The sequence below is a fragment of the uncultured Photobacterium sp. genome, assembly GCF_947502415.1.
Lineage (GTDB): Bacteria > Pseudomonadota > Gammaproteobacteria > Enterobacterales > Vibrionaceae > Photobacterium.
In genome coordinates this window covers 14186-38382 of the sequence record NZ_CANMZV010000031.1, presented here as the reverse complement: position 1 = coordinate 38382, position 24197 = coordinate 14186, and the positions used below count along the sequence as shown (strand labels likewise).

24 protein-coding genes and 1 pseudogene are annotated in these 24197 nt (G+C 44.7%); 14 read left to right on the top strand and 11 right to left on the bottom strand.

Annotated features, from left to right (window positions below; all coding sequences use genetic code 11):
• Positions 1 to 47: 47 nt before the first annotated feature.
• From Q0852_RS21685 to Q0852_RS21660, 7 genes are all read left to right on the top strand, one after another.
• Positions 48 to 692: a hypothetical protein gene (locus Q0852_RS21685; protein ID WP_299022063.1), complete on the top strand. Its 645-nt coding sequence runs from the start codon at positions 48 to 50 to the stop codon at positions 690 to 692.
• Between the two features lie 76 nt (positions 693 to 768).
• On the top strand, positions 769 to 1176 hold the full coding sequence (locus Q0852_RS24000) for a GrpB family protein (RefSeq protein ID WP_367278178.1): 408 nt from the start codon (positions 769 to 771) through the stop codon (positions 1174 to 1176).
• A gap of 392 nt (positions 1177 to 1568) precedes the next feature.
• Entirely contained in the window at positions 1569 to 3095 is a 1527-nt protein-coding gene (locus Q0852_RS21680; protein ID WP_299022060.1) for a YfcC family protein, read from the top strand.
• A gap of 332 nt (positions 3096 to 3427) precedes the next feature.
• Positions 3428 to 3724, top strand: coding sequence for an alpha/beta hydrolase (locus Q0852_RS21675; protein ID WP_299022057.1), 297 nt, complete (start codon positions 3428 to 3430; stop codon positions 3722 to 3724).
• 200 nt (positions 3725 to 3924) lie between these two features.
• Positions 3925 to 4101 carry a hypothetical protein gene (locus Q0852_RS21670; RefSeq protein ID WP_299022054.1) on the top strand — a complete coding sequence of 59 codons (177 nt, stop codon included), beginning with the start codon at positions 3925 to 3927 and terminating at the stop codon, positions 4099 to 4101.
• Positions 4102 to 4214: 113 nt separating this feature from the next.
• Positions 4215 to 4469 carry a hypothetical protein gene (locus Q0852_RS21665; protein WP_299022052.1) on the top strand — a complete coding sequence of 85 codons (255 nt, stop codon included), beginning with the start codon at positions 4215 to 4217 and terminating at the stop codon, positions 4467 to 4469.
• A 110-nt stretch (positions 4470 to 4579) separates the two neighbouring features.
• Positions 4580 to 4861: a DUF1496 domain-containing protein gene (locus Q0852_RS21660; RefSeq protein ID WP_299022050.1), complete on the top strand. Its 282-nt coding sequence runs from the start codon at positions 4580 to 4582 to the stop codon at positions 4859 to 4861.
• A gap of 194 nt (positions 4862 to 5055) precedes the next feature.
• Here Q0852_RS21660 and Q0852_RS21655 read toward each other — a convergent pair whose 3' ends face one another.
• The 4 genes from Q0852_RS21655 to Q0852_RS21640 form a co-directional block, all read right to left on the bottom strand.
• A complete protein-coding gene (locus tag Q0852_RS21655; protein WP_299022048.1) occupies positions 5056 to 5220 on the bottom strand; it encodes a hypothetical protein in 165 nt (54 codons plus the stop codon).
• A gap of 362 nt (positions 5221 to 5582) precedes the next feature.
• Positions 5583 to 5882: a YfcZ/YiiS family protein gene (locus Q0852_RS21650; RefSeq protein ID WP_299022046.1), complete on the bottom strand. Its 300-nt coding sequence runs from the start codon at positions 5880 to 5882 to the stop codon at positions 5583 to 5585.
• 157 nt (positions 5883 to 6039) lie between these two features.
• Entirely contained in the window at positions 6040 to 7965 is a 1926-nt protein-coding gene (locus tag Q0852_RS21645) for an ATP-dependent DNA helicase RecQ (protein ID WP_299022043.1), read from the bottom strand.
• 118 nt (positions 7966 to 8083) lie between these two features.
• Positions 8084 to 10090, bottom strand: a complete 2007-nt coding sequence (locus Q0852_RS21640; protein WP_299022041.1) for a sodium:proton antiporter — start codon at positions 10088 to 10090, stop codon at positions 8084 to 8086.
• A gap of 387 nt (positions 10091 to 10477) precedes the next feature.
• On the opposite strand from Q0852_RS21640, the gene Q0852_RS21635 reads away from it, so the two are divergent.
• The 3 genes from Q0852_RS21635 (at position 10478) to Q0852_RS21625 (ending at position 13641) form a co-directional block, all read left to right on the top strand.
• Positions 10478 to 12121 (top strand): methyl-accepting chemotaxis protein, encoded by a 1644-nt coding sequence (locus tag Q0852_RS21635; protein WP_299022039.1) that lies wholly within the window; start codon positions 10478 to 10480, stop codon positions 12119 to 12121.
• Positions 12122 to 12238: 117 nt separating this feature from the next.
• A complete protein-coding gene (locus tag Q0852_RS21630; RefSeq protein WP_299022037.1) occupies positions 12239 to 13183 on the top strand; it encodes an SPFH domain-containing protein in 945 nt (314 codons plus the stop codon).
• Entirely contained in the window at positions 13180 to 13641 is a 462-nt protein-coding gene (locus Q0852_RS21625) for an NfeD family protein (protein ID WP_299022035.1), read from the top strand. The genes Q0852_RS21630 and Q0852_RS21625 overlap by 4 nt, the downstream gene beginning before the upstream one ends.
• 72 nt (positions 13642 to 13713) lie before the next feature.
• On the opposite strand, the gene Q0852_RS21620 is transcribed toward Q0852_RS21625, so the two are convergent.
• The 5 genes from Q0852_RS21620 to msrP all read right to left on the bottom strand — a co-directional run bounded on the left by Q0852_RS21620 (position 13714) and on the right by msrP (position 19283).
• The gene (locus Q0852_RS21620; protein ID WP_299022032.1) at positions 13714 to 15120 is read right to left on the bottom strand and encodes an amidohydrolase; all 1407 of its coding nucleotides are present in this window, start codon (positions 15118 to 15120) and stop codon (positions 13714 to 13716) included.
• A gap of 187 nt (positions 15121 to 15307) precedes the next feature.
• Positions 15308 to 16657, bottom strand: coding sequence for an MATE family efflux transporter (locus tag Q0852_RS21615; RefSeq protein ID WP_299022029.1), 1350 nt, complete (start codon positions 16655 to 16657; stop codon positions 15308 to 15310).
• Positions 16658 to 16797: 140 nt separating this feature from the next.
• Positions 16798 to 17436, bottom strand: a complete 639-nt coding sequence (locus Q0852_RS21610; protein WP_299022027.1) for a hypothetical protein — start codon at positions 17434 to 17436, stop codon at positions 16798 to 16800.
• Between the two features lie 195 nt (positions 17437 to 17631).
• Positions 17632 to 18267, bottom strand: coding sequence for a protein-methionine-sulfoxide reductase heme-binding subunit MsrQ (gene msrQ / locus Q0852_RS21605; protein WP_299022024.1), 636 nt, complete (start codon positions 18265 to 18267; stop codon positions 17632 to 17634).
• Positions 18267 to 19283 carry a protein-methionine-sulfoxide reductase catalytic subunit MsrP gene (msrP, locus tag Q0852_RS21600; protein WP_299022022.1) on the bottom strand — a complete coding sequence of 339 codons (1017 nt, stop codon included), beginning with the start codon at positions 19281 to 19283 and terminating at the stop codon, positions 18267 to 18269. Before msrP ends, msrQ begins: the two co-directional genes overlap by 1 nt.
• Positions 19284 to 19449: 166 nt before the next feature.
• Here msrP and Q0852_RS21595 point away from each other — a divergent pair, with 166 nt between their 5' ends.
• Complete coding sequence (locus Q0852_RS21595; protein WP_299022019.1) at positions 19450 to 19866, top strand: hypothetical protein; 417 nt, start codon at positions 19450 to 19452, stop codon at positions 19864 to 19866.
• Between the two features lie 67 nt (positions 19867 to 19933).
• Positions 19934 to 20416 (top strand): hypothetical protein, encoded by a 483-nt coding sequence (locus tag Q0852_RS21590; protein WP_299022016.1) that lies wholly within the window; start codon positions 19934 to 19936, stop codon positions 20414 to 20416.
• On the opposite strand, the gene Q0852_RS21585 is transcribed toward Q0852_RS21590, so the two are convergent.
• Positions 20413 to 21075, bottom strand: coding sequence for a cupin domain-containing protein (locus Q0852_RS21585; protein ID WP_299022014.1), 663 nt, complete (start codon positions 21073 to 21075; stop codon positions 20413 to 20415). The two genes, Q0852_RS21590 and Q0852_RS21585, sit on opposite strands and share 4 nt — an antisense overlap.
• A gap of 261 nt (positions 21076 to 21336) precedes the next feature.
• On the opposite strand from Q0852_RS21585, the gene Q0852_RS21580 reads away from it, so the two are divergent.
• On the top strand, positions 21337 to 22251 hold the full coding sequence (locus tag Q0852_RS21580) for a L,D-transpeptidase family protein (RefSeq protein WP_299022012.1): 915 nt from the start codon (positions 21337 to 21339) through the stop codon (positions 22249 to 22251).
• Between the two features lie 71 nt (positions 22252 to 22322).
• Here the strand turns inward: Q0852_RS21580 and Q0852_RS21575 are convergent, their stop codons facing one another.
• A complete protein-coding gene (locus tag Q0852_RS21575; RefSeq protein WP_299022010.1) occupies positions 22323 to 22949 on the bottom strand; it encodes a hypothetical protein in 627 nt (208 codons plus the stop codon).
• Between the two features lie 274 nt (positions 22950 to 23223).
• Here Q0852_RS21575 and Q0852_RS21570 point away from each other — a divergent pair.
• Positions 23224 to 24138 (top strand): annotated as a pseudogene (locus Q0852_RS21570) (histidine kinase sensor domain-containing protein).
• Positions 24139 to 24197 lie beyond the last annotated feature (59 nt).

The following is a 24197-nucleotide window of genomic DNA, read 5'->3' as shown; positions in this document are numbered from 1 at the left end:
ACGCATGACAAGGTCATTGGTACATTCAGTGAGCGAGAATTCTACAAATGAGAGTTCAACAAGTTGGCGTCATGACCGGTGTTTTGGCTGTTATCGGATTTTCCGTACTGCATTGGTTGTTCCCTGAACCGGATAATACCGAGGAGACAGTACCGGCAGCAATTATGTCAAAAGAACTGCGGATACAAGCTGCTTTTAAGGCGGTGGTCGTTGCTTATCCTGTGTTGGTTTATTTCTATTATTTCCAAATTAATGGTGCGATCCTGACTATGGTGTTTATTGGCATTTTGTCATTGCAGATCACCACGGTAAAAAGTATCAAGATTAGCCTGTTTCTACTTATGACCAATGGAATTGGTGGGCTATTGGCGGTAATCATGTATGAGTTACTGGTAACTACGCCGCAATTTTTATTTTTATTGACCCTGATTACGTTGGTTAGTTTAGTGATTAGTTCACGAATTTATTTGCAGCCGGAGAAAGCTCCTATCTGGGCTGGTGTAATGTCGGCAATGTTAGTCGTTCTGGGCGGGATAATTGCCTCTGATAGCAAGCTTATTGAAGTGAGCTTTTATGGCCGTATCGCACAGATTTTGCTGGCTTCTGTCTATATGATTGCTGCGTCAATTTTGATGGATATATGTCATTCATGCCATGGTGCAGAGAGGAAAGATGTGCAATCGAATAATTGAAGTGGTTGACTACAAGCCATGCTGGGTAGAGAAATATCAAAGTGAATCTGAGCACATCAAGTAGAGCTTAAACCCACTGGCAATCACACTGCACCATATTGGGAGCACTTTAGTTCCAGGCCTCTCCGCTAAGCCAACCATAGATATACTGGCTGAGGTTGATGATCTGTTTTATTTTGATCAAGTCTCACAGAAACTGGAATTACTTGAATATGAAGGAAAGGGAGAATTTGGCATATCTGGTCGCCGTTATTTTAAAAAGGGAAGTGAGCGCCATAGCTACCATTTGCATGTTTTTGCTTCTGGAGACTCAAATATTCACCGGCATATCTGCTTTCGGAATTATTTAGTTGCTCACCCGGAAGTGGCAAAAGAGTATGGAGAGTTGAAAAAGAAAATTGCTGCACGTTGTGATCATGACACAGTAGTGTACTGTGACGAAAAAAATGACTTTGTACAGCATCATCAATCACTGGCTATTTAGTGGAGCAAAGAGGCTGACAGTTGTTGAAGCTTCTCATTGATTATTTGTGATAAAACCAATAAGATGCATTTGCCTTGCAACTTATTGGTGTGGTAGAAAATGCTTGATTTGACAAACCCTGACGTACTGATTTCATTTGTTTTTTTATCTGTTGAAGCTCTTATTATTGCTATATTTATAGGAATGCCAATTTTTGGTATAAGCGCGCTGGTATTAAAAAAAACATACAAGTTTTTCTCTGCTTAAAGTTAATTGTTTGTTTAGTTGAATAGCTGAATAATATTTCAGCTATTCTATTTGCGACCAGAACGACATAAATTTATGTGGTAAAGTAATATTTTAATAAGACTTGAGGATGATTACTCGACCAAATAATTCTTTGGGGATGTCTTATGCTTATTACAGAAAAAATGGGAAAAACATTTCGTTTTCCGACGGCTTTCACAATTTTATTTATAATTATGTTATTGGCGATAGGACTTACATGGGTTGTCCCTGCTGGTTCCTATTCCAAATTATCTTATAACGCAGAAGGAAATAGTTTACTGGTAACGAGCCCTTTGGGGGATGTATCGAGTGTATTTGCAAATCAGGACGAACTTGAAAAACTTAATATTAATATAGATATTGAACAATTCGTAAATGGTACTATTCGTAAGCCTATTGCAATCCCAGATACTTATCATCGTCTTGAACAGTCCCCTAAAGGTCTTGGTGATGTAGCAGAAAGTATGGTTAAAGGGACAATTGAAGGTGCTGACATTATTGTCTTTATTTTAATTCTCGGCGGCTTAATTGGTGTCATTAATAAAACTGGCGCGTTTGATGCGGGGTTAGTGGCGTTATCAAAAAAGACAAAAGGTAACGAATTTTTATTCGTTGCTATGGTTTCTATTGTTATGGCAATAGGTGGGACGACTTGCGGTTTGGAAGAAGAGGCTGTTGCTTTTTATCCTATTCTTGTTCCAATTTTCCTCACTCTTGGCTACGATTCGATTGTATGTGTTGGAGCTATTTTTCTTGCCGCATCGATAGGAACAGCGTTCTCAACGATTAACCCGTTTTCGGTTGTTATTGCTTCTAATGCTGCAGGTATTTCTTTTACTGAAGGTTTAGGTGTTAGGGCGTTCGGTTGTGTTGTTGGTACTGCAGTTGTGATTGGTTATTTGTACTGGTACTGTCAGAAGATAAAAGATAATCCTGCATTTTCATATACATACTCAGACAGAGAAGCCTTCAGAGCACGTTTTTTGAAAGATGGTGAATTGGATGATGATGTTCCCTTTACCTTACGCCGTAAAATTATTCTGACGTTATTTGCTATTGCCTTTCCATTGATGGTTTGGGGAGTTTCTCTTGCAGGATGGTGGTTCCCGCAAATGGCGGCATCGTTCCTGACGATTGCTATCATCATCATTTTCATCTCTGGCCTTAATGAAAAAGAAGCGGTTGAGGCGTTTACCAAAGGCGCTTCTGAGTTAGTTGCGGTTTCATTAATAATAGGTATGGCCAGAGGGGTAAACATAGTTCTAGAGCAGGGGATGGTCTCAGATACAATTCTGGCTTATGCATCGGATTTGGTTTCGGGTATGCATGGTAGTGTGTTTGCTGTCGCCCAAATGTTTATCTTTTTCTTGCTTGGTTTAGTTGTGCCTTCATCTTCAGGGTTGGCTGTATTATCCATGCCTATTATGGCGCCATTGGCTGATACGGTAATGATCCCTAGAGATATTGTTGTTTCAGCGTATAATTGGGGTCAGTATGCAATGCTATTTTTAGCGCCCACTGGTTTGGTTTTAGTTACTCTTCAGATGCTTGATATTCAGTTCAACAAGTGGGTGAAGTTTGTATTCCCGATTGTTGCTTTCTTACTTGCTTTTGGCTCGATATTATTGGTTGGCCAAGTGATGATGATTTAATTTATAACGATATTTGTTGGAATAAATAGTCAGCTATCAATGGATATGTATCCAAAGCCGCATTAATTAAGCTTAATGCGGCATTTTTAATGTTGTTAATATGTAACGTTATCAGTTGTATTAATTTGATGTTCATGGGAATTATCTCGTAATTATTAAGAATGGATGGTGAAAGTAACGAGGTGTTAATATTTTGCTTGTCTGATTGGAATCTTAATTTTTAAGATTGGAGGTTTGTGGCTGGCTTTACACATATTTCTGGGAATTAACTTTCTATCGGTGATGCGAACATTTACTTTGAAACGGCTGGGGATCCTCATGGAGAAGCGATATTGTTTTTGCATGGTGGGCTTGGCTCTATGGTTGATTTTAATGCCTTAATAGAGAGGATTCCCGCAACGTCTCTGTTTATCGGTATTGATCTTAGAGGTCATGGGAAGTCGACGATGGGGGCGGATGATATGAGCTATGCCCGCTATCAGCAAGATGTCGAAGCAGTCTTGGCACACCTGGATGTTTCTACTGTCACAGTGCTTGTTTTTAGTGATGGTGGGATTGTGGGTTATCGTATGACAGCTAATTCTAAGAATAATATTAAGAAGTTAATTGCCCTTGGTTCGCAGTGGTGACTTGAGCCTGATGATCCATCTATCTCTTTACTCAGTGGTTTAACGAGTGAATTTTGGTCAGAAATATATCCAGATTCGGTTAAATACTATGAGGAAGTTAATTCACAGCCAGATTTTGATCGGTTAGTAAAAGAAGTTGTTGGTGTTTGGTTAGATCAGGGCGCTACCGGGTATCCTAAAGAAGATGTCTGCAATATTCGTTGCCAGTCCTGATTGCAAGAGGAGATGAGGATGAGCTGTTTTCCTTATCAGAGGCTGTGGAGATTCTTCAGCGGATTGATGGTTCAAAATTTATGAATATTCCTTTTGTGGATCACGCAGCACATCAGGAATCGACTGAAATGTTCTGTCTTGCTATTAGTGATTTCATGAAATGACTCGCAATAAGTGATTAGGCTGAGTTATTAGGTAATGGGTCAGCTATAGAAGGTGTGAGCCTTATGATGTAATAAACAAAAGGTGAATGTGTAAATAGAATAAGGGATTTTTGATGGCCCCGATGGTGATATCCAATTATTTGGTTGTGATTTTTATTATGTTGGCTTGCTATCCATTTGTAATCATTGGTGTTGCGATTGGTGTTTTTGATAAAAGACAGCGATTTAAGGTGATGTTATGGGTAAACATTGCTTATGTTGCTGTATTTATATTTTCCATTGTTATGCATATGCAAGTGGAAATTGTATATGGTTGGGAACTACTTGAAGAATGGTATCGGTTAAATCCTGAAGATAGGCCAAAGTAAAGAAGTATCGAGTAAACGCTGATCTTTGTACCACGGAAGAGGTTAAGTCGTTTTTTAAGGTAGCCAGATCGCATACTATTCTGTTAGTTGATCTGGTTTACGAGGGTAAGATGAAGTTTACAAAGAGAGCTATTCTAGCTTTGGCATGTTCGGGCCTTGTTATGGGGACATTTTCTTCAGTAGTTTTGGCAAAGGAAGTGTCGGTGACAAGCAAGCCTGAGATCACTTTGCAACCAATGGTGCAGAATCAGCGGGTGTGTTTTTACGATGGAAAAGAGTACTCAGTAGGAGCTGTATTGGTGGTTGGTGAGATTATATTGGAATGTGGGCCAGAGAATGATTTTGAGTCCAATGGTAAAGTCCGTTGGAATAAGCTTGAAAAACAGCAATAAACAGCAGGTTATTTGGCTAGAAATGGCTTAAAAAAGCCGTGTCGATTACCTCGACACGGCTTTTTTGTTGATAACTGGTTGTAAGCAATAATTATTGCTGGAAAGAGCAGGAATTATCTTTAACCAGTTTTAAGTGTCTGGTCTCTGTCAGTAACAAAGGGGGAAAATTATTACTTAGAAACCAAATGCTTAACTTAACGAATCACTCGGCCTGAGTTTGGAGCCAGCTTGCCAGTACCGCCTTGATGATGCTCTGGTGCTACACCCATTTCTTGCATTAACAATTCTTTCATTGCGGCAGCTTCGCGAGCGTTGGTTGGTTTCCAGTTTGCGATCACTTTTGCTTTATTACTCTTCATTGAACTATTCCTTTTCATTCACGGTATTCTCATGAATACCATGTGCCCTGTGATTCATAATGTGCTGTTATTTTCATACAAAATGCGGAGTATTTCCAGAAAAAATTCGCTTAGCGCATCCATGTGCCTATAGTTTTATACTAACCATAAAGAAATAACTTTGCATATCAGACCAGTTAACTGGTTTTTCATGCTTTTTTAATGGATTTTTAATGTGCCAGAGGTGAATATAGTTAGTTGAAGCGATTAAAAAGCCAATTCCAGAAAGGAATTGGCTTTTCTCGAATTAAGCATTTTGTATGGAAATTACACCAACATTGATAGTGTGAATGCTGGAAGCAAGGTGCTTATTCCATTACTCACTATTTCGCTAGAGAGCGGCTCTTTAGTTCAAAAATCAGTTTTTCAGCACTGCATTCAAATTGGATTCGTGCTGTTAGCTCCTGACTGTTTTCTTCCAGAGGAGTGACTTCATGCTTGAAGTTCTTATTTACTTCTTTTGCAAGAGCAAGGTAGTTGTTCAGCTCTGCTGTAAGCGCATCTTTACCGTTCGCAAAAATTTGTACTTCAGCAACATCATCACCTTCTTTGATGATAAAGCCCATTTCTGCTGATACGCCGCAGGCTTCACATGTTTGGTAGTTTTGATCTTCGTTTGACATGGCTATAACTCTATTCCCATTGATATTATGAAAGTATTTTAAAACTTCGTGATAAAGATCGCTATTTATTAATGATGAAAAGTGAGTTTTCCGTCATCGAGACACAGAGCTTGATGCTCTGTGAATAGAATCAGAATTTATAGTTAACAGGGTATGGTTAGGTGAGTTCCGGGTAAACGGAAGACACCAACTCCTGGGTGTTGCGAAACGGATAGGCCTCAAGTTGGGCAAAGCCATTCATTTGTCGCGCCTTTACCTTGGTGTTAAGTGGTGAGGTTATACCGTTTAAAAAACGGGTTACCGCTGCGGGTGAAGGCGGAGTCGGGCAGGCAGAGATGAATGGGTCACACCATGCTTTGAGGGTATTGACGGAGATCTCGGGTAACTGTTCACTGCCATGCAGTTCTGCAATCTGTCCTCGACAGACAGAGCAATGGCCGCATTGTTCTGGGGCGTTGGTATCAGCAAAATAGCTGGCAAGGGTGTGGCTCAGGCACTGGTTGCTTTCGAAAAAGCTTAGCATTTGTGTGATCCGCTCAATCTCGCTGTTCTCTTTTTGCTGGAATAGCTCATAGAGGTATGTTGCGACTTCCGGGATGTCGAAGTGCGAGTTAGGCACTCGGTAGACATCGGTCATTTGTTTACTTTCCAGCTCGATCCAGCCTTTCTCGCTGAAGTAGTCAATCGCAGCAACGACACGTTTACGTTCAGCCTGACAACCTTGCCACAGGGCATCGAAATCGACAGTATGCCAGGTTCTGGCCTTCGGTGAGCATGCAAAGATCTGGCTGACGAATTGGCGGCGCTCGCTTTGGAACTGGTCAATTATTGCTTGTTGATCTTTGATTAGCTTGAAGCGGTAATTAGCAAAATAGGTATACTGCGCTTCAATGAGCTGTTGCATCTCAAGATAGACAAGTAAGGTTTTTAGCGGCAACAGGCGAATATTACTGTCTTTAGACAGACGTGGCAGCATGACTTCCCATTGTCCGGGACTGGCCTGGATTTGGGATAGCACATATTCGATGGCTTCTTTATCCGGCGTATCGCCGTAGACAAAATTTTCTAGAACGTTTAGGCCGGACTTATTAGCCAGCACGGTACATTGGGAAGAAAAACCATCACGTCCGGCCCGTCCAATTTCCTGACTGTAGTTTTCAATTGATTTGGGTAAATCGAAGTGAATGACACGGCGGATATCTGCTTTGTCGATCCCCATGCCGAAAGCGATAGTTGCGATAATGCAGTGGTGCTGTCCGGCCATGAATGCCTGCTGGATCTGCTGGCGTTGTTCGCTGTCCATACCGGCATGGTAGGCCAGGGCGCGGTAGCCGTGCTGGTTGAGCCAGCTTGCCAGGTTCTCGGCGGTTTTCTGTAAGGTGACGTAAACAATGGTTGGCTGCTGCGGATTTTGCTCCAGCTGTGACAGGATTGCTTGTTGTTTGTCAGTCTCGGCTGTTGGCGCGATAGCAAGATCGAGGTTCTGGCGATAGAAGCCAGTGATCACGACATTGCTTTGCTCAATGTCGAACTTGCGGCTCATGTCTTCGATTACCGCAGGTGTGGCTGTTGCGGTTAGCAGTAGGACTTGTGGGATCTTCAGCCACTGGCGGTGATGGGGTAGTTTGAGGTAGTCGGGACGGAAGTTATGTCCCCACTCAGAGATACAGTGTGCCTCATCGACAACAAGTAGCGAAATGGGTACCTGCGAAATAAAGTGACGGAAACGTTCGTTGTTCAGGCGCTCAACTGAAATCATAAGTACTTTAATTTCACCATTTCTTACGCCCTGCATAACTTGCTGGCTTTCATCCCAGCTTTGACTGGAATCTATTGAAGCTGCAGGAATATTTTTGCTACGAAGAAAATCGAGCTGATCTTTCATCAGGGCCAGCAACGGCGAGATCACTAAAGTCAGATGGGGAAGCTGGACAGCTGGTAGCTGGTAGCAAAGCGATTTCCCCGAACCGGTCGGAAAAATTGCAGTCGCCGATTCGCCATTTAAAATTCGTGTGATAACGTTTTCCTGACCGGGACGAAGTGTGTCAAAGCCGAAAGTGTTTTTCAGGGTTTGCTGGTACATGAATCAAGAGTACTCAAATCAGAAACGATGGCGGAGATGATAACGCACCCGGAAGAGTATGTGCATACAAACCCGCAAAAATTGGATCTGCTTGTCAGCTTCTTGTGGAGATAATGAATTAACCCTGTTGGGATTTTAGCGTGTCTTTTATTTTATCTGCATCGTCTTCTGATATCAGGTACTGCTGTATATACTGTTCTAAATGATCATTTTCGGCCTGGAGCAGATAGCTAACCAGCAGCTTTCTTTGTATCCTTCTTGCGTTATCCGGGTGTTGCTGCTCAATAGCTTGCATTTTATCTGCACAGCTTTCTAACCACCCAAGCCAAATTTTTTCTACGTTTTTCGATACGGCAACAGGAATTTGTTCTTCGTCTGTCCATTTTTTAAGCTCTGTCAGGACACTGTTACAGCTGATCGTTCGGGCAAGCGCTATCTCGTATTCCTGATCGATAAGGTGGTGTGGTTTTTTATGAAAATAAGCGTGCGCTCGCTGGAATACAGAACTCATTCTTTGCGGAAGGATTGAGAAATGCGGCCTTGCATATTGGTGGCGGATGGCTTCCATCTGTTCGTCTAACGAGTTTTTTAACTCTTCGTAGATGGCGGTACTGATCAGTCCTTGGTCAAATAGTTGGTACAAAAAGCCTATTTCTAAACTGGAGCTTCGCAGCATTAATCGGTTCCACTGTCCTATTGGCCCTATTTCGGCATTAAACCAATGGTGGAGTTGCTTTTCTTGCGCTTCGATTAATGGGGTAAGGCGTTCGGACAGTTCTTTTGGGGCGTTGTTTTGAGAAAATTGTGAACGTAACAAGGGCTCAAGGGCTTTTTGGCCATGTTGGAGTGTCGATAAAGTCATCTCAGCAGTCGCAATCTTGTCGTTGATATCTTGCTCTTTCAGGCATAGGTGAGACGTTAGCGGATTAATGAGCAGGCCTTGAATCAGGGTAGAGAAAAAGACGACATTAATGGCGATGGATAACAGGTTTTCATTGCCGAGGAGGGTAACCAGTCCCATCGCTAATGCCATGGTAACAGCTCCTCGCATTCCGCCAATGAAAACCAGATGACGGTACTCAATTGGTGTCACCTTATTTTGTCTTTGTATGCGGCCAATTTGCGGAAGAAGGACATAGGCGATAAGGGCCCGTGAAAGCCATAAAGTGATAAGGACGATGAGTGAAATTTCTGCATTTTCCCATATCAGGCTCAAGTCTACCCACAGTCCGACAATGAGAAAAACACTGGCAGTGGCAATGAATGAGAGATAAGACCAAAAGTGGTTGAGGTATTGTTGTGAGTGTCGGGAAATTGGTAGAGGTGTATTCATCGCAAGGGTGATCCCTGCTGTAGTCGTTGCCACTATACCACTGGCATGCAGTACCTCTTCAGCAAATAAATAGCAGCCAAAGGCCAGAAGCAAGCTCAGACTGATTTCGAGAAAAGGATCATCGGGCAATTTTTTCCACAGCAAGAGCAAACCGCGCGCAAGGAGCCAGCCACATACAATGCCGCCGCCAAGCGTGAGCAGGAAAAGGTAGCAGCCATACCAAAGAGTTGAGCTTACACCCGTCCCTAGGGCAAAAACAACGATGAGGATTTTGGTCAGGGTAATAGCAGTTGCGTCGTTGAACAGGCTTTCTCCTTCAACCAACATGATTAAGTCTTTGGGGGCTCCAAGTTGACGGAAGGCAGAAATTACCGCACTGGGGTCAGTGGCACTCAGGATAGCACCAAGCAGCAGTGAAACTTGTATGTCGAGGGGAGTTAGCCCATAGACAAGCAGAGCAACGACAAGCGTTGAAATTAGTACGCCGGGTAAGGCAAGCACAAAAATAGGAAGCCGGTTTGCTATAAGTTTACGGATATCCAGGTTGTAAGCAGTTTCAAAGACCAGGGTTGGCAGTAGGATGAGCAGAATAATGTCGTGGGCGAATTCTTTGGTTTTCAGGGCATCAAGCGGCAGGGAAATATGAGGCTGAATTGAATGCAGTAGCATCCCGGTGAGTATCAACAAAATGGAATGCGGAATTTTGGTGATTTTCGCCATGGGTTTGGTGATTATGGCCGCCAGCAGAAAGATAAAAAAAGCGAGCAGGATGGATAAGCTGGACGTACTCATTTTGAAAATCCCTTCAAAACTCGAACTATTTGTATTTGCTATCTTTTATTCATTTAACGCCTTTTTGGGGGGAAATACAAATATTACCAACCAACCTATTTTGCTTTAAGTCGTTTATTACACTTTGTTCGATTATTGATATTGCGAAGTACATTAATTTGATTGAATTGTCACTAATGGTTATATCGATAACGTTTTATATAACTAAAAAGGTAATGTTGTGGCGCTATTGACCCATAGCTAACCTAGTTAATGTAAATAAGTGGAATGAGTCGATTTTTAATAATTAAATCATAATGTTGCTGACTTTTTCATTGGATGGGGAAAGTCAGAATCGCTATGGTTGTGCTCTATATGCAATAGTGTTCAACCATGCGGGAAGTTAATATGCAGTGGTTTAAAAATCTTACCTTTCGGTGGAAGTTCTTTTCGCCAGTTGTTCTTGTGATTATTTTATTTACAGCATTGTTTACGGTTATAACCGTTGTTTCCCATGATCAGGCCAAGGCAGGAAAGTTGCTGACTGATGAGGTGCTGCCAGTCGAGGAAGAGCTGGATGATGGTTATCGAGATATGTACCAGATCATTGCTGCCGGGCAAGGGGTGATCTTATCTCAGTACAACCCTGAACGGTTACGGTATTTCCAGGAAGAATTTTATGATGACGTTCCCAAGGCACTGCCGCGCCTGCTGTCACCGAAGCGTTTAATTGATATTGGCTTTCTTGATGAAAGTAACCGTCAAAGACTGTTGAAATTGGAGATGGCCTATAATCGTTGGGTTGCGCATTACCGCATCATGATCGATAAGCCTGAGTCAGCAGAAGATTACTATGAAGAAAACCAGAAAGTTATTGAACGCGAGTTTGATGAGCTGCGAGGGTTTGTTAAGGCGTTTCGTCATGAGATACAGACATCACAGGCGGCGCTCAAAGCACATATAGACCATCAGTTGGCAATGGCTACCCGTATTCTTCAAATTGGTCTGATATCGACAATCGTGATTTCACTGTTGATTTCATGGGGGGTATCAGGCTTGGTGATTGCACCTATTAAACGTTTATCTGGAGCAATGAATGATATTGCAACCGGAGATGGTGATTTGACTCAGCGGATTGATGTCGAAAGCCGGGATGAAGTTGGTCAGCTAGCGGGTTCGTTTAATGAGTTTGTTTCAAAGATTCACCGTACGATTTCTGAAGTCGCGGTGACGATGAAGGCGGTACAGGATGAGACTCGGCAAATTCATATTCAGACTGAAGGCGTGGTAAAGAATGCCGTGAAACAGCGTAAAGAGAGTACGCTTGTGGCAACAGCTGTTCATGAAATGAGTACCACCAGTGATGATGTAAGTTCACATGCCAATGAAGCGGCAGCCGCGAGCCAGAGCGCCAGTACGGGCTCGGAAACCGCAAAGGAAGTGCTTGGAAGTACGGTTGCCTCTATTTATCAATTAGCGGATGAGATTGAATCAGCTAGCGGTGTGATTGGTAATCTTGAGCAGGATGTCGGAAATATTGCCTCCATTCTTGATGTGATTCGCGGTATTGCTGATCAAACCAATTTATTGGCATTGAATGCTGCGATTGAAGCAGCCCGTGCCGGGGATCAGGGGCGTGGTTTTGCCGTTGTGGCTGATGAAGTACGAACTCTGGCGAGCAAGACTCAGACAAGTACCGGTGAGATCCAGGTGATGATTGAGCGCTTGCAAAATGGAGCAAAGGCTGCGGTTCAAGCTATGGAGAGTAGCCGCACCTGTGGTAACACAACTGTTGTTCAGGCTCAGACGGCAACGGAATCAATTGATGCGATTAGTCATTCAATTAATGTTATTAATGATATGAACGTTCAGATTGCTGCCGCTGCCACTCAGCAAAGTCAGGTAAGTGATGGCATCAATACCAATGTCCAGGTTATCGCTGATATGAGTGAAGAGATGGTCGGTAACGTTGAAGCAACAGGGCAGGCTTTCGATACGCTAGCCCGGCAATGTCAGCAATTAGAGCGCTTGCTAGGGCAGTTCCGGCTCTAACCTGACAAATTTGAGATTAAACAACATCCGCTTCGGCGGATGTTTTCATTTATATGAATATTCAATGGCTTGGTGTACTCTAGTTGAATATGCGCGGTGTTTATTATGGAGGGCGAAATGCCATACGATACGTTAATTACAGTTGGAGTATTTCTTGTTGTTGCCATAGTGTTGATTGCCTCGGCGATTAAAACGGTTGCTCAAGGGAATGAGTGGACGGTTGAGCGTTTTGGTCGCTATACCAAAACATTACGACCGGGGTTAAATTTGATTGTGCCGTTCGTTGACCGTATTGGCAATAAAATCAATATGATGGAACGAGTGCTTGATATCCCTGCACAGGAGGTTATCTCACGCGATAACGCTAATGTAACGATTGATGCAGTCTGCTTCGTTCAGGTTGTCGACGCTGCGAAAGCGGCTTACGAAGTGAACGATCTGGAGCATGCAATTCGTAACTTAACCTTGACTAACATTCGTACTGTGCTGGGCTCGATGGAACTGGATGAAATGCTTTCACAGCGTGACAGAATTAACAGTCAGTTATTAGGTATTGTTGATCAGGCTACCAACCCTTGGGGTGTAAAAGTTACTCGTATAGAAATCAGAGATGTGCAGCCGCCAGCGGACCTTACTGCGGCAATGAACGCGCAGATGAAGGCTGAACGTAATAAGCGAGCCGAGGTACTGGAAGCGGAAGGTGTTCGTCAGGCTGAAATTTTACGGGCTGAAGGTCATAAGCAGTCCGAAATTTTGCGTGCTGAAGGTGATAAGCAGGCCGCAATTCTTCAGGCCGAAGCCCGTGAAAGGGCCGCGGAGGCAGAGGCGCGTGCAACAGCAATGGTATCGGAAGCCATCGCAAAAGGTGATTTGCAGGCGGTTAATTACTTTATTGCCCAAGGCTATACCGAAGCATTGAAGGCCATTGGTCAGTCTGAAAATGGTAAAGTCATTATGTTGCCGTTAGACGCAACAGGTCTGATGGGGTCGGTTGCTGGTATCGCGGAGTTGCTTAATCAGCCTAAGCAGGCCGTATCAGTGAGCAAAGGATCGAAAGAATGATCGAACTGCTTGAGCAGATGAATTTCTGGCACTGGCTAGCATTGGGCCTTGTGCTATTGCTTCTTGAGTTGCTGGGAACGGCTGGGTATTTGCTTTGGTTGGGAATATCAGCACTGCTTGTCGGGCTTATTATGACCTTTGTCCCGATGAGTTGGTCTTTGCAATGGTTAACCTTTGCAGTGTTTGCGCTGTTTTCTACCTGGATTTGGTGGCGCTACCAGCACCGTATAGATCGGGCTGATGATCAGGAGAGCACACTGAATAAGCGTAATGAACAGATGGTCGGGCAAACCTGTGTACTTGATGCGCCTTTCCCGTTAGGTCAGGGACGGATCCGGATGGGAGATACGTCGTGGCTGGCAAAAGCCGATGAACCGCTCGAAGCGGGAACGCTGGTTGAAGTGATTCGGGTTGAGGGCATTGTGTTGGTTATTCAGGCAAAAAATAAAGCAAAATAGTCGATAATGAAAACGCCAGTATGAATACTGGCGTTTTTTTGTTGGGTAAGTTTCAGTTGAGGGCAGGGTTAGTTACTGCACGACTTCGCCGCTTTCTACGACAGCCTTTCGGACTTTGTTGCTGAATTTCAGTGCTTCCTCACGAATAGCATCTTCATCAACGGTCAGTATGTTACGGTTTTCCATCAGCAACTTTCCGTCAACAATCGTATGTTTAACATTTGATGCGTAAGCTGAATAGACAAGCGCCGAATACGGGTTATAAACCGGCACCATATTCGGAGCTTTGGTGTCGATCACTATGATATCTGCCAATTTGCCAGCTTCCAGTGAACCGATAGTGTTTTCCATATGCAGGGCCCGAGCTGCGCCAATCGTCGCCATTTCGATCACTTTCATCGGTGGCATGGCTGCACGGTCTTTGTTGACCAACTTGTGCACTTTGGCAACCTGGTTAAATTCATCAATGGTACTCAGGGTATTGCCGGACATCGGGCCGTCTGTACCCAGACCGATACGCAACCCGTCATCGAACATTTTCAGGGCCGGGGAAACACCTTTGGCTGATTTGATGTTGGCACTCATGTTATGGGCAATGCCGACATCATGCTTTTTCAGCAGGGCAATGTCATTGTCGTCGACATTTATCATATGCGCGCCAACCAGCTTAGGGGTCAGTGCGCCGATATCTGCCATGTATTCAACCGGTGTTTTACCGCCGCTTCGTTCTGCAATGACCAGGTTTTCACGTTCAGATTCAGCAAGGTGGATCATCACCGGCACATCATGTTTAAGTGAAAGCTCAGTGATTTTCTGCAGGGCTTCTGTGGTGTTGGTGTAAGGCGCGTGAGGAGCGAAAGCCGGGGTAATGCGCGGGTGATCTTTGTATTGTTCAATAAAGTTAAGCGCGTATTTAATGCCTTCATCGGCATTGGCTGCGTCAGCGACCGGGAACTTGATGACGGTTTCACCCAGAACGGCACGCATACCTATGGTATCTACGGTTTTAGCGACTTCATCTTCAAAATAATACATGTCGGCATACGTTGTGACACCGCCTTTGACCATTTCCACGTTACCCAATTGAGCTCCGATGCGAACCATATCGCGGGATACCAGTTTCTTTTCAAGCGGGAAAATATAACGGTGCAGGCGATCAGGCACATCATCGGCCAGTGAGCGGAAGACGGTCATTGAGACATGGGTATGCGTGTTTATCAGCCCCGGCATCACAATGTCGCCATCAGCATCAATGGTTTTGGCGGCGATGTAGTCTTTGATGTTTGAGCCGTTAGTCACGGCGAAAATTTTGTTCTCTTTTACTACCACCAGGCCGTTGTTATAGACAGTGTTTTCCTGATTCATTGTCAGAACGGTGGCATTTTTGATTAGCAGGTCGACTTTTTCCAAGGCTAAAGCTGAAGTGCTGGCGAGCGAGGTTGCTGCAAGGGAGACAGCGAGAAGTGTTTTCTTAAACATTGAAGACAATCACTTAATTGATACAGGTGTTCGATCATACCCTCTGAATTTGAGCAGGAAATGTGTATTGCAGTATTGGCCAATGTAATTGTGATAACCATCACTTTTCGACTAGTAGTAAATCGTATTCCGGATAAGAAAACAGCACCTAAAGGTGCTGTTAATCGTTTGCTTGCTGCTGTTTTTATCAGTTTGGTGAATTTTTCTTGTTATACCCTAAGGTGAAAAGCATCCAGGCGGTTAATGCTGAGCTGCAAAGTGGCAATGCAATCCAGACTCCGTTAACGCCGACGAATTTGGCCAGGGTGAAGATGAACAGGGTAATGAGAATGAGCTTGCCTCCGGTCAGGAACGAAGCTTCTCTTGCTTTATTTACTGACTGGAAATAGGTCGCACCTACCAGCAATAAGCCCTCCATCGGAAGCCCCCAGAAATAAAGATACATGCCGTTTACGGCCTCTGGCAGCAGGGTCGGGTTATTTCCGGCAAAGAGGTAAACCACATAGTCAGGGAAGCCGTAAAGGAAAGCGACACCACTTAGAGCCACCAGTAAGGTGGCGGCAAAGGCCATATTGCGGGCTTTGAGCACTCGCTCAGTCTGTCCGGCTCCGGTGTTGTAGCTGGTAATCGGCTGGATACCAAGGGCAATTCCTTCAAATATCAGGTAGAAGAAAGCTTCGGTATAGCTGACGATGCCGTAAGCGGCGACATGAATGGCACTTCCTACCCAAAGGAAGGCTTTATTATGCAGAGTCAGTACTACCGATAAATACAGGTACATCAGCAGGCTGGAAAGACCTAGTCTGCTGATTTGTTTTACGCTGTCCCAATGTAATCTGAGGGTTTGCCAGCTGATTTTCAGGCGGGTTTTGTTACCGAAAAAATGTTGTAGACAGAGTAGTGTGGTTGCGGCTTGTGACAGCATGGTGGCGATGGCCGCTCCGGTCAGCTCCCACGGAATGACGACGATAAATACCCAGTCGAGAGCTACGTTAAGCACACCGCCGAAAATCATGATCCAAGTGACTCGGTTAGGCTCACCGTCATTTCGTAACAGCGATGAAAACGCCATAGAGACAACCGGAAATACACCCAGAGCGAAGTACCAGAACAGGTAATCTGATGCCATTTGGAAGATCTCACCTTCCGCGCCCAGCCAGCGCAGAACATCATCAGCGAAAAGAATGCCTAAGCTGCAGCCTATCAGGGAAATAATCAGGCAGAGTGAAAGGGCGTTTCCAACAATAATTTTGGCCTGGTCTGTATGTCCTTCGCCGAGCTTTATTGAGACCAGGGCTGAGGCTCCCATACCGACCATCGCACCCAGTGCATAAAGGATCGATCCGATAGGGTAGCCAAGCATGATCCCGGCAAGGCCGTTTTCTCCGATGAAATGACCGACAAACATGCCGTCGATCGCAACGTAAATACCAGTAACCAGCATGGCCGCAATGGTTGGCATTGTGTAGCGGATGAAGAGTCGGAAAATGGCGTCATCCCGCAGTGACAAATGTGGTGCTTGGCTGATTTCTGGCATGAAAGTGAGTTCTGGTGACAAATAAACAGGGAGCTATAGTATCGGATGTACCTTGAAAGAGGGTATCGATATGATCACTTTATTTTAATGCCAATAGTGGATTTATGAGTGGTCCTATCAGTATCGCTGAAAAGGCTACATTATTGCTCAGGTTGATTCAGATAGTAGTAAGCGGTTAGCAGAATGTAGCGGTGGACAACTTTGCCATTGCTGTGCCGCTTGAGCGGGTGATGTACTTCATGCAGCCCTTCGGTCAGGGAATATTTCTGCTTCAGGCTTTGTGGCAGCGTATGGGCACATGCCTGAAGGCGGATACCATCGGCGAGGTATTCATTGCAATTGTCCGGCAGTTGTCCGAGCCACCATGCTGGTATCTCTTTGCTGGCTTTGCTGCGGTCAAACCAATGATCGGAAACAATGAGTAAGTGATGTTGTTTGTTTGAGGCTGTTTGCTTTACGGCGGTATTTATTAACTGAAGCAGGGCATCACGTCTGGCAAGGTTGGCACTGTCCAGACGATGAGCAACGAGCCAGATGATGAACTGGGGGGTTTCGATAGCGAAAACCGTTTGGTCGTGCTCTTCCTCGCTTGGGCACAGTTGCAGTTTAGCTGGAATGTCTGCTTGATTCAGCGTCGAAATGATACGGCGGCATAAAGCTCTGCCCATGTGATATTCACGCATTCCACGGTTATGTACCGTCGGGTAATGGTGTTCACATAGCTGCAAACAGTCAGACTGAAAATGATGGATACTGACTGAAAGGAGATCACTGACCAAGGATGAAAAGCCTCATAACACAACTAGCTCAGCCTGATTGAATTTGCGATATAAATAGGTTCAGGCCAACGCTATCTTATTACAGATAGTTCATCGTATCAGAAAAATATGTTTGCCTTATGATTATTCAATGATTTAGTGATCAAAAAAGCCCCATTATTTGGGCCTTTTCACAAATATTGAATGGTTTAATAATTATGAGCGAGGTGAAGTCGTGCGGCTGAGGGCAAAAAATGCCGGCAGCCAGCGCATGAATGTCTTGTAGCGTAAACTAAGCAGGATGAGCGTCGCCAGGATATACAAGACGGGTTCAGTTAGTCCGGATTTTACTGACCAGTAGTAGTGTATAGGACTTAGAATCAGGGCGAGATAAATCCAGTTATGTAGTTTTTGCCAGCGAGAGCCGAGTCGGCGCTGGATTTTTTGCGGAGATGTTACTGTCAGCACCAACAGGATCAGCCAACTTGCAGCTCCAAGGGTCAAGTAGGGACGCGAAGCAAGTTCACTGGCAAGTAGCGGCCAGTTAAAGTTGAGATCTAGTGCCAGGTAGCCAAGCAGGTGCAGTACTGCCCAGAAGAAACTGTATAATCCGATCAGTCGCCGGACTTTAATCAATCTGCCTTGCCGAAAAAATTTAGCAAGAGGGGAGATCAGCGAGGTGATTATCAGAGTATTGAGCGCAGCTTTCCCCGTGTAGTGGCTGATCCCCTGAGCCGGATCGGCTCCCAGACCGCCGCTTAAGGTCTGAAACACTAACAAACCGACAAAGCTGAGGGATAACAGGTGGATGATCATCTTAATAGCGAAGATATATTTTGGCGTTAATTTCATCAGTAGTGCTTCCTCAAATCCATGCCCTTGTAGAGGCTCGCAACCTCGTCGGCATAACCGTTGAACATGTTTGTGGGCTGACGCCGGCTGCTGAACAGGCTGCCTTCCCCTATAAATCGTTCACTGGCCTGACTCCACCGAGGATGGTCGACTTTTGGATTCACATTGGCATAGAAGCCATATTCATTGGGTGCCAGCAGGTTCCAGGTCGTAGGTGGTTCTTTGTCTGTGAGGGTGATTTTCACAATAGACTTGATGCTCTTGAAGCCATATTTCCAGGGAACAACCAGGCGTAGTGGGGCACCGTTTTGAGGCGCCAGCGTTTTTCCGTACAGGCCGACTGATATAAGTGTTAGCGGATGCATGGCTTCAGCCAGCCGCAGCCCTTCCACATAAGGATAGTCAATTCCACCACCCAGACGGCGGGATGCCTGACCTGGCATTTGTTTGGGGGCGTAGAGGGTTTCGAAAGCAACATATTTTGCCCGGCTGTTAGGGGCGGCCTTTTTCAGGAGTTCAGCCAGGGGAAAACCAATCCAGGGAATATTCATCGACCAGGCTTCAACGCAGCGTAACCGGTATATCCGCTCTTCCAGAGTGAATGTGGAGAAGATATCTTCATAACCCAGAGTTAAAGGTTTGTTAACCAGCCCGCCAACTTCAATGTTCCACGGATTCGTTTTGAAGTTGCCAGCACGCACAGCAGGATCTGACTTATCGGTTCCAAATTCGTAAAAATTATTGTATTGAAGGATTTTGTTTTCTGGCGTCAGTGATAGTTGATTATCAGAATAGTGTGATGGCCGGGTTATCAGCGAACGACGGCTATCTTTGGTCTCCACTTTCTTACCACTAGTAAAGGCATCGAATAAGCCGGCATTTGCTTGGGTTGCTACAGGTAAACCAACGAGGGTGATGCCAAGCTTTTTTAAGATATCACGGCGTTGCAGGTATACTGATTCAGGAGTGGCTTCGTTGTCGTTTAGTGTCCAGCTCGGTGTCTTCTTGATGAGCATAGTCTTCCTTTGATTACAGTGTCATTTTGCTTGTTATATAAGTATGTAATATGAAGAGACCTGAAAAATTGGTGAAAAATTTCATTAGATTGCACTTTGATTTTAGTGATAAAGGCGGTATGTTTCGGCGCGGAGCAAAATTTATCGCTTAGTTCAGGGATTATGAATGTTTAAAAAAGCTATTTTGATTTCAACTCTTTTAGCCTTGCCTATGCAGGCTGCAGCACTGAGTTCCCCTCTTACTGCCGGTGTTTATCTTGGCAGCCCGACGTCTGGGCTAACAGTACAGTATCGTGATGATTACCAGTTTGCCGTTGGTCTAAATACCTTGAGTTTTTCAGCTGATGCGATCTGGAATGTCAGTGATATGGCCCAAAATACTCTATATTCACCATTTTATGGTTTTACCGGTATTCAATGGGTTGATGACAGTGAACACCAGTGGGGGCCAAGAGGTGGTGTTGGTATTGTATTGCCTTACCATTCTTTACATTTGTATGCAGAAGCTGGTGTAACTTGGTATATGCAGAAAGAGTCCAGTATGGAAGTGGAAGGTGCCGTTGGAGTACGGTTCAACTTATAACGTCTTTATCGGGAAGATGGCGGTTTGGAGATATAACCGCTCCTGTTCCCGACAATTGAATTAATTTATGACAGATCTACATGATTTTCATGCTAACTTAGAGTTGCAGCATATCTACCTTGAGGCCTATGCGGAGCGTTATCACTTTCTGAGGCAATTTTTTGAAAGTTATTACTGTTACCGCCACCACCTGGTTACCCGAAGTGGGAAAGCTGATTGGGAGCAGATTTTTGAGCATAGTCTTCGTTCTAAGGCGGCTCGCCCGGTTGGCAACCGAAAGTTACTTGTACGGGAGCTGCGGTTACCTCTCTCAGTGGTGACCGGCAAGCTGAAGGTGCTCGTCAGAGACGACGAACTCAGTATCGATTCTCTCAAGCAGTTGCTGGATGAACACCTTGATTATGTCATTCTGACCCGTGATGAATTGAAAAAGCTGAAGTCTGCGGGGCTCGATGAGCGGATGCCCGCAGAGTACTACCAGCAGAGTAGTGGTGACTATGAGAATGCTGATGTCCGGTTTCGTGCTGTAGGTATTGAGTTTGCCAGCTAGAAGTGCCCTGTTTTAACCAGCATGAGACAGCCTTCCCTTGTGGCTGGCTGGTGGGTACTTCCTGCCTGGTTTCGGATCCAGGTGCCTTTTTCATATTCACCCAGCTCATCATAAAATTCACCCGATAGAATAAATATTTCTTCTCCGCCATCATGCTGGTGGGGTGGGATAAATGTGTTAGATTGCCATTTTTGCATCATTGTTTGTTCGCCACTGAAACCGTGCAGTGGCAGGATAAATACACCTTGGGTCATTCCCGGCTGCCAGTTGGCATTATGAGTATCTAGCCGAAAAGTCTCGCTGTCGTTTTCGGGAAACATATTGAGCTTTACGTAGAGCAAACATCCGGTGTCGCTACCGGGAGCGTGGAATGACCCCGGAGGGTTTCGGATATACGTACCGGCAGGGTAGTCCCCCTGTTCATCTTGAAACAGCCCGTCGATAACAAAAATCTCTTCCCCGTTAGGGTGGTAGTGGGCTGAGAAATGGGTATCCGGTTCATAGCGAACGAGGCTGGTAACCTGGCCACTTTCTGCTGCTTCCCGTTCAAGTGGGATCCGCCATACGCCAGCGGACGGAGAGGCCAACCACTGCTGGCTGGTTGTATCTATCACCACTCGCTGATGCCGATCCATATTGAATGAAGATAATACGTTCATTTTGTAAATCTCAATTAGCATCTCTGATTTAGTGTATATCAATCAACAAAAGGTATCGTGAAGGTGGTGAGTCATTTCAGAGTGGTATATTTGACTTTGTGATGACGAACTGAAAGCTCTGTTTGCTTACAATGGCTGCAGGTGTTTGGAACACTTATAAAGAACGCTGGTGCAATGTCTAAAACTTGAGAAATAATTCTGTTGAAAGTGATGACAGCCCAATGTTTGCCATAATTGTAGTATCTGAAATGGAGACGTTTTGTGTTTCGTTCATTACTTATTTCAATTGCTTGCATGATGTCAGTGGCAGTTAATGCCATTGAATATCAACGGCCGGATGCAGATAGTAAGCTGGTCGGTACTATGGAATATTACCAGGTGAACAAAGGTGAAAGCCTGGCAGATATTGCGAATAAATATGATGTTGGCTTTTTAGCTGTGATGGAGGCCAACAAAGGAGTTGATCCATTTTTGCCGACTCCGGGTACGTTGCTGACGATTCCGACTCAGCTGATTTTACCTGATGTTCAACGCGAGGGAATTGTGATCAACCTGGCTGAGCTGCGTTTATATTATTTTCCTGCAGATGACAGCGATCATATGCATGTTTTTCCTATCGGTATTGGACGGGTAGGTCGGGAAACGCCGCAGATGACGACTCAGATCAGCCAGAAGATCGAAAACCCGACATGGACGCCAACAGCGAACATACGTAAAGAATATCGTGAGAAACATGATATCGAATTGCCAGCAGTGGTGCCGGCAGGTCCAGAAAACCCTTTGGGTGAATATGCGATGCGATTGAGTCACGGCAAGGGACAGTATTTGATCCACGGAACCAATAAAGATTTCGGTATCGGTATGAGGGTCAGTTCTGGTTGTATTCGTATGAACCCCTGGGATATCGAGTGGCTGTTTTCACTGGTACCGGAAGGGACTAAAGTTCGGGTAATTAACCAACCGCTGAAGCAGACGGTAGAACCGGATGGCTCATTGTATGTCGAGGTGCACCAGCCACTGTCCAGCTCAGAAGAGCAGGTTGGTACATACAAGTCAGTTGAGCCGACGGAATTATTGGTTTCTTCTGTTGAGAATGATGATACGGCAACGAACCGACTACATTCTGCACTGTATTTACAGACAGGTATCCCAATGGAGCTTAAGCGGGATATATAACCTGAAGCTGAATAAATAATAAGAAAAAGCGAGAGCCAAGGCTCTCTCTTTTTCTTATGTCGATATTGGTATTAATTCGTTTTGGCAGAGAGAACCTGACTATTCCGTTCTGCCAGTTTTTGGTGATTGAAATTTATACCGAGCAGTTCTGGGTATTGGTCGAAGAACAGGGCTTTGTCTCGCTCGTTTGCATCGTTATAAGTAACCACGCCATAACCACTGGGGTATTCCTGATTCCAAAGCTTACTTTTAGCGATCAGGCTTGATGTGACAAACTGGCCAATATAGGTGACATTGCCGGAACGAATGGTAAATGTCAGGCCAAGGTTATCATTAGATTTTGAATGTATAGTTTTGTTGCCGTTGTCACCTTTAAACCCGATACAAAATAGCTCATAGTCACCCGCAGGGAGGGGGACAGCAAAAATCTGTCCTTTTAAAAAGCCGGTATTGAAGTCGTAGTCCGAATTATCATAAATAAGGGTGATAATATCGTCGTCTCCGGTTTGACGAATGTACAGGGTAGTAACTATTCCTTCGCCTGATGACGGACCATCAGTAGTTGTACTCAAACTGCCTGTCAGATATCCCGTAGAGAATTCCGGAGTGTCTTCGAATTTTTCAGGGAGAGATACTGAAATTCCAGAACTACATCCAACCAGCAATATGCTGGTGAATAAGAAAAAAAGAACTCTCATTGCCACTATTCCTTGTTACTGTATATGAACGAGCATTGTTGGTGATGAATGGTTTTCGCCCGTTAATCACTACTTCCTTTTATATATGCCATAGTTCACTGTGTTGTTCACTGAATAATTGTAATCTATTGCTTTTAGTCGGCATATTTATGAGGAGGTACACGGATTTAAATCATACTTTTGGCATGTTTTTTCATTTGGTGCTACCCGCTGTTGGTCAGCGTATTATCAGCTGTGCTAGAGTGTCGCCCTTTTTTGCGCATTGATAAACTGAATGAGATCGATTCGCCCTTTTAATCTGCGAGATCTGTTCTTTTTGGGCGACCGTGGTGGACTTGCATTCCGCTTGTTTTCCTATTTTGCCGTCATTTTGTTATTAATCCTTATTTTGCAAAATATTGCTGAGGTTGCTCTGGTCAGGGTACTGCTTCATGTTCCGGAGAAGATCCAGCAAGAAATGCTCGACCTTGCGGCGCAGGCTGAAGTAATGATTAAAGAGGGGGATATGGATGATCTGGCAGACTGGGAAAGGGGGCAGGATTATTATCTGTTCGTGTTGGATAATGAACAGAACACGCTCAGTGGCCAGCAAATGCACCCGCATTTTGAATTTAAGCTGCAGTTTATGCGCCAACTGGATACGACCTTTGAGAATCGGGTAAATCAACCAATTATTGCCATACCGCTTCGTAGCGGCCACAAGCTAGTGATCCAGTTTCCCCATCAATATCATCCGGGATGTTTCCCATGAGCTGAAAACACCGCAGGCGCGCCATAATCTCGCTCTGCATTTATTACGTTGTCGGATACCGGAAGAAAGTCAGCACCTGCTGGATAGGCTTGAGCGCGAAGCTGATAATTGTTTGTTACTTCGCGTGGTGAAGAACCTACTGGGGAATGCAATGAAATATGCTGGAGAGAAGGCATCTATTTCTGTAGCCCTGAGTAATGCTCAAGGTTTGGTAGAGCTGGTGAAGACGATGGGTGTGGTATTCCGGAGCCGCATTTGCGACAAATTTTTGCACCTTTTACCCGTTTGGAAATGGCAAGGGATAAACAGTCAGGTGGTTACGGTTTTGGGGTGGCCATTGTTAAGGAGTCGATGGCCTTAATGAAGGGGCATGTCAGCGCAGCTAACCGACTTGAGGGTGGGCTGAGGATCAAACTGTTGCTCCGTCCGGCTCGTTAGTTAATAAATCTGTGTGTAAAGAGAAAAATATAAAAAGAGAGGAGATCAGGCCTGCTTGT

What these genes read in the sequence shown, in the direction of transcription:
- Q0852_RS21685 (WP_299022063.1), top strand. Translation starts at nt 48, where the DNA reads ATGAGAGTTCAACAAGTTGGCGTCATGACCGGTGTTTTGGCTGTTATC.
- Q0852_RS21680 (WP_299022060.1), top strand. Translation starts at nt 1,569, where the DNA reads ATGCTTATTACAGAAAAAATGGGAAAAACATTTCGTTTTCCGACGGCT.
- Q0852_RS21665 (WP_299022052.1), top strand. Translation starts at nt 4,215, where the DNA reads ATGGCCCCGATGGTGATATCCAATTATTTGGTTGTGATTTTTATTATG.
- Q0852_RS21660 (WP_299022050.1), top strand. Translation starts at nt 4,580, where the DNA reads ATGAAGTTTACAAAGAGAGCTATTCTAGCTTTGGCATGTTCGGGCCTT.
- Q0852_RS21655 (WP_299022048.1), bottom strand. Translation starts at nt 5,220, where the DNA reads ATGAAGAGTAATAAAGCAAAAGTGATCGCAAACTGGAAACCAACCAAC.
- Q0852_RS21650 (WP_299022046.1), bottom strand. Translation starts at nt 5,882, where the DNA reads ATGTCAAACGAAGATCAAAACTACCAAACATGTGAAGCCTGCGGCGTA.
- Q0852_RS21645 (WP_299022043.1), bottom strand. Translation starts at nt 7,965, where the DNA reads ATGTACCAGCAAACCCTGAAAAACACTTTCGGCTTTGACACACTTCGT.
- Q0852_RS21640 (WP_299022041.1), bottom strand. Translation starts at nt 10,090, where the DNA reads ATGAGTACGTCCAGCTTATCCATCCTGCTCGCTTTTTTTATCTTTCTG.
- Q0852_RS21635 (WP_299022039.1), top strand. Translation starts at nt 10,478, where the DNA reads ATGCAGTGGTTTAAAAATCTTACCTTTCGGTGGAAGTTCTTTTCGCCA.
- Q0852_RS21630 (WP_299022037.1), top strand. Translation starts at nt 12,239, where the DNA reads ATGCCATACGATACGTTAATTACAGTTGGAGTATTTCTTGTTGTTGCC.
- Q0852_RS21625 (WP_299022035.1), top strand. Translation starts at nt 13,180, where the DNA reads ATGATCGAACTGCTTGAGCAGATGAATTTCTGGCACTGGCTAGCATTG.
- Q0852_RS21620 (WP_299022032.1), bottom strand. Translation starts at nt 15,120, where the DNA reads ATGTTTAAGAAAACACTTCTCGCTGTCTCCCTTGCAGCAACCTCGCTC.
- Q0852_RS21615 (WP_299022029.1), bottom strand. Translation starts at nt 16,657, where the DNA reads ATGCCAGAAATCAGCCAAGCACCACATTTGTCACTGCGGGATGACGCC.
- msrQ (WP_299022024.1), bottom strand. Translation starts at nt 18,267, where the DNA reads ATGAAATTAACGCCAAAATATATCTTCGCTATTAAGATGATCATCCAC.
- msrP (WP_299022022.1), bottom strand. Translation starts at nt 19,283, where the DNA reads ATGCTCATCAAGAAGACACCGAGCTGGACACTAAACGACAACGAAGCC.
- Q0852_RS21595 (WP_299022019.1), top strand. Translation starts at nt 19,450, where the DNA reads ATGTTTAAAAAAGCTATTTTGATTTCAACTCTTTTAGCCTTGCCTATG.
- Q0852_RS21590 (WP_299022016.1), top strand. Translation starts at nt 19,934, where the DNA reads ATGACAGATCTACATGATTTTCATGCTAACTTAGAGTTGCAGCATATC.
- Q0852_RS21585 (WP_299022014.1), bottom strand. Translation starts at nt 21,075, where the DNA reads ATGAACGTATTATCTTCATTCAATATGGATCGGCATCAGCGAGTGGTG.
- Q0852_RS21575 (WP_299022010.1), bottom strand. Translation starts at nt 22,949, where the DNA reads ATGAGAGTTCTTTTTTTCTTATTCACCAGCATATTGCTGGTTGGATGT.